Source organism: Flavonifractor plautii ATCC 29863 (genome assembly GCF_000239295.1).
In the GTDB taxonomy this organism is placed as follows: domain Bacteria; phylum Bacillota; class Clostridia; order Oscillospirales; family Oscillospiraceae; genus Flavonifractor; species Flavonifractor plautii.
Genome location: NZ_JH417645.1, coordinates 1 through 800 on the forward strand (window position 1 = coordinate 1; position 800 = coordinate 800).

The following is an 800-nucleotide window of genomic DNA, read 5'->3' on the forward strand; positions in this document are numbered from 1 at the left end:
CCACATCGAGGATTGGCGTAACCGTCCTCTGCAAGGCGGGCGGTATCCGTATGTCTATGTGGATGGGATCTATCTGCGCCGCAACTGGGGTGGAGAGTTTGAAAATGTGGCCATCCTGGTGGCAATCGCGGTCAATGAGGACGGATATCGTGAGGTTTTAGGTGCCGCCGAGGGCATGAAAGAGGACAAGGCCAGTTGGATCAACTTCTTCCAGTGGCTGCGTGGCCGTGGCCTGGACGGCGTGAAACTCATCGTTGGAGATAAGTGCCTTGGTATGCTGGAGGCCGTGGGCGAAGTGTTCCCTGAAGCCAAATACCAACGCTGCACCGTCCACTTTTACCGTAATGTGTTCTCTGTCACACCTCGCTCCAAGGTGAAACTGGTAGCCAAAATGCTCAAGGCGATCCACGCCCAGGAGAGCAAAAAAGCCGCTCGTGAAAAGGCCAGGGCCGTAGTGGAGGAGCTGTGTTCCATGAAGCTGAAAGAGGCTGCTAAGAAGGTGGAGGACAGCATCGATGAGACTCTGACCTATTGTGATTTTCCCAGTGAGCATTGGACCCGTATCCGCACCAACAATGTCATTGAGAGGCTGAACCGGGAGATCCGCCGCCGTACTCGTGTAGTGGGCAGCTTCCCGGACGGCAACTCTGCCCTTATGCTGGTCTGTGCCCGGCTACGCCATGTAGCTGGCTCCCAGTGGGGCAACAAAAAGTACATGAATATGAAGCACCTGGAGGCCGCCATTGAGGATGCCTCCATTGCCGGCTGACTTCATTCATGCCAGAGCTTGCAAACTAAAG

At 55.2% G+C, this 800-nt stretch carries 1 protein-coding gene; it reads left to right on the top strand.

The features are described from left to right. Positions 1 to 769 (top strand): IS256 family transposase (locus tag HMPREF0372_RS01765; RefSeq protein ID WP_007488449.1); only part of this gene is annotated, 769 nt, incomplete at its 5' end. Positions 770 to 800 lie beyond the last annotated feature (31 nt).